Source organism: Pseudoalteromonas sp. BSi20652, assembly GCF_000239855.1.
GTDB lineage: Bacteria > Pseudomonadota > Gammaproteobacteria > Enterobacterales > Alteromonadaceae > Pseudoalteromonas.
This window is the reverse complement of record NZ_BADT01000214.1, coordinates 1-6,867: the sequence shown is the minus strand read 5'-3', so window position 1 is coordinate 6,867 and position 6,867 is coordinate 1. Positions and strand designations below refer to the sequence as shown.

7 protein-coding genes and 1 pseudogene are annotated in these 6,867 nt (G+C 37.0%); 4 read left to right on the top strand and 4 right to left on the bottom strand.

Translation table 11 applies throughout. The features are described 5' to 3' along the window. The first annotated feature begins 25 nt into the window (after positions 1–25). Positions 26–1,160: pseudogene (gene rnd / locus P20652_RS19110) on the top strand (ribonuclease D). A 457-nt stretch (positions 1,161–1,617) separates the two neighbouring features. Here rnd and minE read toward each other — a convergent pair. Genes minE through minC form a run of 3 tightly spaced genes read right to left on the bottom strand, consistent with a single transcriptional unit; the run spans position 1,618 to position 3,402 of the window. Then, entirely contained in the window at positions 1,618–1,881 is a 264-nt protein-coding gene (minE, locus tag P20652_RS02040; protein WP_008172115.1) for a cell division topological specificity factor MinE, read from the bottom strand. Between the two features lies 1 nt (position 1,882). Beyond that, positions 1,883–2,692, bottom strand: a complete 810-nt coding sequence (minD, locus tag P20652_RS02045) for a septum site-determining protein MinD (RefSeq protein WP_008172113.1) — start codon at positions 2,690–2,692, stop codon at positions 1,883–1,885. 5 nt (positions 2,693–2,697) lie between these two features. Continuing rightward, positions 2,698–3,402 (bottom strand): septum site-determining protein MinC, encoded by a 705-nt coding sequence (minC, locus tag P20652_RS02050; protein WP_008172110.1) that lies wholly within the window; start codon positions 3,400–3,402, stop codon positions 2,698–2,700. 155 nt (positions 3,403–3,557) lie between these two features. Between minC and P20652_RS19105 the strand changes: the two genes are divergently transcribed. Continuing rightward, positions 3,558–3,839 carry a YcgL domain-containing protein gene (locus P20652_RS19105; protein WP_033018050.1) on the top strand — a complete coding sequence of 94 codons (282 nt, stop codon included), beginning with the start codon at positions 3,558–3,560 and terminating at the stop codon, positions 3,837–3,839. Next, complete coding sequence (locus P20652_RS02055; RefSeq protein ID WP_008172105.1) at positions 3,832–4,848, top strand: lytic transglycosylase domain-containing protein; 1,017 nt, start codon at positions 3,832–3,834, stop codon at positions 4,846–4,848. Before P20652_RS19105 ends, P20652_RS02055 begins: the two co-directional genes overlap by 8 nt. A 38-nt stretch (positions 4,849–4,886) precedes the next feature. Here P20652_RS02055 and P20652_RS02060 read toward each other — a convergent pair whose 3' ends face one another. Next, positions 4,887–5,432 (bottom strand): GbsR/MarR family transcriptional regulator, encoded by a 546-nt coding sequence (locus P20652_RS02060; protein WP_033018047.1) that lies wholly within the window; start codon positions 5,430–5,432, stop codon positions 4,887–4,889. Positions 5,433–5,836: 404 nt separating this feature from the next. Here P20652_RS02060 and adhP point away from each other — a divergent pair, with 404 nt between their 5' ends. Then, the gene (gene adhP / locus P20652_RS02065) at positions 5,837–6,847 is read left to right on the top strand and encodes an alcohol dehydrogenase AdhP (protein WP_008172099.1); all 1,011 of its coding nucleotides are present in this window, start codon (positions 5,837–5,839) and stop codon (positions 6,845–6,847) included. The last annotated feature ends 20 nt before the right edge of the window (positions 6,848–6,867 follow it).

Here is a 6,867-nt window from a genome sequence, read left to right as displayed (position 1 = left end):
GCGCTTTTTTATTGTAGGAGACTAAGTGCAATACCAATTGATCCAAACCCAAAACCAGCTTAATACCTTTGTTGAGCAGATCCAAAATAAACCTATTTTAGCTATTGATACTGAGTTTATGCGTCGTCGTACTTTGTATCCTGAAGTTGCACTCATTCAGGTTTTTGATGGCGAGCATTTAGCACTTATTGATCCTTTGGCTGAACTATCATTATTTGATTTTTTGGCAAATTTTAAAAGACCCCGCTGTTTTAAAAGTACTGCATTCACCTTCAGAGGACATTGAAGTTTTTCAAAAATACGCAGGTTTTGTACCAGCCCCGTTATTTGACACTCAATTTGCACTACAGTTACTAGGTGAAGGCAACTGTATGGGCTTTGCGCTTATGGTAAAAGAGCTATTAGGTATTGAAATTGATAAAAGCGAATCTCGTACTAACTGGTTACAACGACCTCTAACGACTAAGCAGCTTGACTATGCTGCCGCTGATACCTTTCATTTGTTACCTTGTTTTGAATTAATTATTGAGCGTATTAAGGCTGCTAATTTATTTGATATTGTAATTAATGAAAGTGAGCTAATTGCTAACAAACGGGCGTTTCAAACTCCGGATGATATTTTATATAAAGATATTAAAAATGCTTGGCAACTTAAACCTCATGAACTAGCTGTTTTAAAAGAGCTTGCAGCTTGGCGTCGCAGTAAAGCAGTACGTAAAAATTTAGCGCTAAACTTTGTTTTAAAAGAACATAATATGACCGAAATAGCTAAACGAGGTCCATCTAGTTTAAATGCGCTTAGGCAAATACCGGGTGTTGAAGCAATTGAAGTTAATCGTTCTGGTGTAGAAATTCTTAAATGTATTGAGGTCGCTAAACTAATACCTGACGATCAGCACCCTGAACCATTAAAGCGTTTAATAGACTTTCCTAATTATAAAAAAGTGGCAAAAGACGTAAAGCAAAAAATTACTAAAGTGGCAAAAGAGTATAATATCCCAGAAGACGTTATGGCATCTAAAAAACAAGTTAATCAATTAATTAGCTGGAATTGGAAGCTTACTGAAGATCAAAAATTAAACCATATCAAGCCTGATTTATTAAGCTCTTGGCGCTATGACTACGTTAAAGCTGCTTTAAAAGAATGGGATAATCAGTAACCGCAGTCTATTAAATAAAGTAGTATTAATTTTTGAATACTACTTATAACCGCTCACTTTTGTATAGGTTGTATTTAAAGATAATAGAGTATTTTACTGGGAAAATTAATATATATGGTTGTTCTATATAAAAATTTTAACGACGTTAAAGAATGAATTCAATACGATAAATTGTTCAACTGTATATTAACTGTTTAACCAGAATATAAATTTGGGTGATGTTTTAAATTTGAATATAATGTAGGTTTTAGGCGAAGTCGGTTTATAAACATATATATCGATAGTTAATATTGCATTAAATAACTAAGATATACACAAAAAATTAAATCCCGTAATGTAAGGCATATATAAATCGATAGCCCAGTGTTTAATCTTATAAACAGAGCATATTGATTTTTTGGTTAACCAGCAAAAATATTTAAAGAAGCGGGCGCTGTATTTAGCGCCCATTCTTTAATTACTTTCTTTCTTCATCAGGAAGCGTAACGTTTAGCTCAAGTACGGCTAAATCATCTTCGTTTTGATCAAACTGTACCTGTACTGCATCGCTGCTTACGTTCACATATTTGCGGATCACATCTAAAATATCTTGTTTTAATTGTGGTAAGTAATCCGGTGTTCCTCGCTGGGAACGTTCATGTGCGACAATGATCTGCAATCGCTCTTTTGCTAATGACGCACTGTTTTTCTTTTCTGAGCGGAAGTAGTCAAGTAAAGACACGTTAACCTCCAAAAATCCGTTTAAATAAGCCTTTTTTCTCTACATCTAAGAAGCGAAAATCGACGGTTTCACCGAGTAAGCGATTAATTGCATCAGCATAAGCCTGACCAGCATCAGACTCACTGTCTAAAATAACTGGCTGTCCAGAGTTAGATGCGCTTAAAACCGCTTGAGATTCAGGAATAACACCCAATAAAGGAATTGCTAAAATGTCTTGTACGTCTTCTACTGATAGCATTTCGCCCTTAGCAACACGTTCTGGATTATAGCGTGTTAATAACAAATGCTCTTTAATGTTTTCAAGACCTTCTTCAGCACGCTTAGATTTACTGTGTAAGATGCCCAAAATTCGATCAGAATCTCGTACCGACGAAACTTCTGGGTTTGTCGTTACAATTGCCTCATCTGCAAAGTACATTGCCATCATTGCTCCGGCTTCTATACCTGCTGGTGAATCACATACAATGTAATCGAAATCTTCTTTTAGCTCGTTTAGAACGCGCTCTACACCTTCGCGAGTTAATGCGTCTTTATCGCGTGTTTGTGAAGCAGGTAGTAAAAATAATTTATCTACACGCTTATCTTTAATAAGTGCTTGGTTAAGCTTTGCTTCACCGTTAATAACGTTTACAAAGTCATATACTACACGACGTTCGCAACCCATAATTAAATCAAGATTACGTAAACCAATATCAAAATCTATAATAACTGTTTTATAGCCTTTTAAAGCTAAACCAGTGCCAATTGCAGCACTTGATGTTGTTTTACCAACGCCGCCTTTACCCGAGGTAACGACAATAACTTTTGCCATGAGATTTATCCTTTAACCAAAGCTGAAATTTCTAATGATTCATTTTTTTGTTGTATTTGCACAGCATTACCCCAGTGTTCGCCTTGTAGCGAATCACTTATCCAGTAATTGCCATTTATAGAAACAAGCTCTGCTTCTAAACGTTGACAAAATATGTTTGCATCTTTTAATCCTTTTGCGCCGGCAATAGCTCGTCCGCGAAGGGTTCCATATATATGCACATTGCCATCGGCGATCACTTCTGCGCCGTGGCTTACTGCACCTAATACAATTAAGTCACGATCTTTTGCATATACCTGCTGTCCTGAACGCACTGTCCCGTTAATGATTTGCGCGGGTAAAATAACGTTTTTTTCTACAATTGACGTATTAGCCTCTTGTTTAACAGGCTCAGACTTTACGTCTTGTGCATAATTTAATACAGATAAGCCTGCAGCCTTTGCTTGTATATGTTGCTCATCTGAGCCGTTACAAACACCAACTGCATTAAAACTCATGCGTTCTATGAGCGATTTTAAATGTACAAAATCAAGCGTACTACTTTTTATTTCGATTAAATTAACAACAATAGGAGCACCTTCAAAAAACTTAGGCGCCTGTGCTATTTTTATATAAAGCTGTTCTGCTAAAAGGTTTATATCAGTACTATAAAGATGCAAAACTGATAATGTAAAAAGATTTCCTTTTAGCTCAAAAATTTGGTCTGTCATACACGCTCAATTGAATTGTCTGATCAGAAATTAAATTTAGATAAACGTAGGCTGAACAAGCCTTTTATTGAAATTTCTAATCTAATTTTTCTAACTTATTATTACTCTCATGTTATAGTGCGCAGCATTGTTAAGCAAGAAATTATAGGGTCATAATGCTGACTGCAGTGTATAAAAGTAAGAAAAAGGCGGATACGTTCTTATTTGTTGAAAAAAGAGATGATTTTGACAAAGTTCCGGAACCTTTAATGACTATGTTTGGTCGACCTATTTATGTGATGATCATTAACTTAGCAAAGCGTGTGCATTTAGGTGGTTCTGATTTAGAGTCTGTAAAAGCGTCTTTAATTGAGAAAGGCTATTATTTACAACTTCCACCACCAGAGCAAAATTTGTTAAGTCAGTTGCGCAAAGAAAATGGAGTTGACAGTGATTAAAAAACTTATCGTTATATTATGTGGGGTATGCTTAAGCTCATCAGTGATGGCAAAAACCCAAGCTGAATTTCAAGAATATTTATCTAGTTTAAAGCAAGAAGCATTAGCAAAGGGCTATGAAGCGACACTTATTGATGAAGCCTTTGCAACCGCCACTTACAAAGAAAAAATAGTCTCAGCTGATAAAAACCAGCCAGAGGTCAAAGAAACCCTTGAAACTTATTTACCAAAGCGTGTCCCTCAGTGGAAAATAGATCGTGCGCGTAAGTTGTATGCACAAAACAAAGAAGTACTTGAACAAGTAGCGAAAGAGTTTGGTGTTCAGGCACGTTTTATAGTTGCACTGTGGGGGCTTGAAAGTAACTTTGGTACAATTCAAGGTGGTCATAGCGTTATTTCTGCGCTTGTCACACTCGCCTTTGATGGACGCCGTGAAGCACTTTATAAGCGTCAGCTTTGGGCTGCACTCGATATTTTAAAATCGGGTCATATCACTTTAGATAAATTTAAGGGTTCGTGGGCTGGTGCTATGGGGCAAACGCAATTTATGCCCACCTCGTTTAATGCATACGCGGTTGATTACAATGACGATGGTCGTAAAGATATTTGGACTACAAAAGAAGATGCTTTCGCCTCAATTGCTAATTATTTAAAGCAAGAGGGATGGAATGACTCTCTTACTTGGGGTCGCCAAGTTCAGTTACCTGAAAACTTTGATAGTAAATATGTTTTAGTTCGTGGGACAAAAACACGCAAGCAGTGGTTAGAATATTGGAATGATTCAGAGCGCTCATTAGCTGATTGGCAAGCATTAGGTGTGCGCAAAGCTGATGGCTCTGATTTACCTAATGTAGACGTACGTGCTGCGCTTGTAATGCCAGATGATATAAATGGTCGTATGTATTTAGCGTATGATAACTATAAAGTATTTATGCACTGGAATCGCTCATACTACTTTGCGACCAGCGTTGGTCACTTATCAGATAAAATTGGTTATCCAAAAATTTAATATTTAACTCACCTATAAATAAAGCCGCAATTGCGGCTTTATTCTTTTTTAAATATCTTGTCTTTTAGATCAATTACTTTACCAATTCCTGACCCGAGCTTCATAAGCTTATTAAGTTGCTCTGGTGTTAAACGTTGCAGCTCAGACGACCATTTTGTGACGGTTTCGAGCAAGTTATGAATTTCACCCATTTGCTTTTGCGCATAGAGCTCGTCTTCGTTAATAGCTTCGTCTAATAAGTTATTGCGTAGCAGGGTTAAAGTGGGTTCAATCTCGCGTTTTTTACGCTCCTCAAATACGCGATTCGCCATATCCCAAATATCACCAGCAGGGGCGTAGTACTCTTTTCTGTCACCTGGAATATGCTGTACTTTAATTAATTGCCACGATTGAAGTTCTTTAATACCCATACTTACATTACCACGAGAAATACTTAGCGCATCTGCAATCTCGTTCGCGGTCATTGGGTTTTTTGTAATAATCAACAAGCCACACATTTGTCCAATTGTACGATTGAATCCCCAGCGGCTGCCCATCTCACCACAATGCATAACAAAGGTGAAATTTTTTTCGGATAAACTCATAGCTTATTAACTTTCAGTAATTTCAGAAATTAAATAGCTAGCACGCTCATTTTGGATAGCAAGTGCTTAGTTATTTTAAAAGCCCTTTTAAACAACTAAAGTATGATTTAGATTAATATTCAGGCTTCTTTGTTAGGTTATGTTGTACAGGCAATAGTTAACTTGAACATGAGTTAATAAATTTATCTCAAGTCGTTAGTTTTAGCGCTAACTACGTTGAATTTACTTGTAATAGGCCCACTATTGACACGTAAATTCGCCTTGTTTTTACCGACAATCACTCAATAGAGATAAATAAATTTAAATACCACTATGGTTCAATATGTAAGTGAATCTCTTAACCAGAGTTCAGATAAGTTAAATAAACCGTCAATTTAAATTTTTTCACATACGAAGGAATGACAATGAAAGCTGCAATAAATAATGAATATAAAGGTAAATTACAAATAGTTGACCTACCCATTCCCGAGGTTGGAATAAACGATGTTTTAGTAAAAATAGCTGCGTGTGGCGTTTGCCACACTGATTTGCATGCCTGTCATGGTGATTGGCCAGTAAAACCAAAAATGCCATTAGTGCCGGGGCATGAAGGTGTAGGCGTTATTGAAAAGGTAGGGAGTAATATTAAGCATTTGGAAGTTGGTGACAGAGTTGGCGTTCCTTGGCTTTATAGTGCATGTGGACATTGTGAGTTTTGCTTAGATGGTAAAGAAACACTATGCTTATCACAGCACAATACCGGATACTCTATTGATGGGAGTTATGCAGAATATTGCTTAGCCCATGGCGATTACGTTGTAAAAATACCACAAGAACTCGGATTTTCAGAAGCCGCTCCCTTATTTTGCGCAGGCGTTACGACTTATAAAGCATTAAAAGTATCAGGCGCTAAACCTGGTCAATGGGTTGCCATTGTAGGCGTAGGAGGTCTTGGGCATTTAGCTGTGCAATATGCTAAAGCAATGGGGTTTAATGTAATAGCAGTCGATACGGGTAAAGAAAAGCTTGCGCTTGCCAAAGAGCTAGGTGCAGATATAACACTTGATTTTAAAGACGTCGTACCTTGCGACGCTATTTTTGATCAAGTGGGTGGAGCGCATGCAGTTGTTTGTACCGCAGTATCCAAAGCTGGGTTCGAGCAAGCTTATAAAAGTGTGCGCCGTGGAGGAAAATGTGTTTTGGTTGGTTTACCTCCCGAAGATATGCCATTACCTATTTTTGATACTGTTCTTAATGGTGTTTCGGTCGTCGGCTCTATCGTTGGTACACGTAAAGATTTACAAGAATGTTTAGAATTTGCTGCTCAAGGTAAAGTAAAAGCAATTATTGAAGAAAAGCGCTTAGAAGACATTAACGAAATTTTTGACGACATGCTCAAAGGTGAAATTAACGGTCGAATAGTTGTTACCATTTAGGTGATAAGTTAAGTAATAAT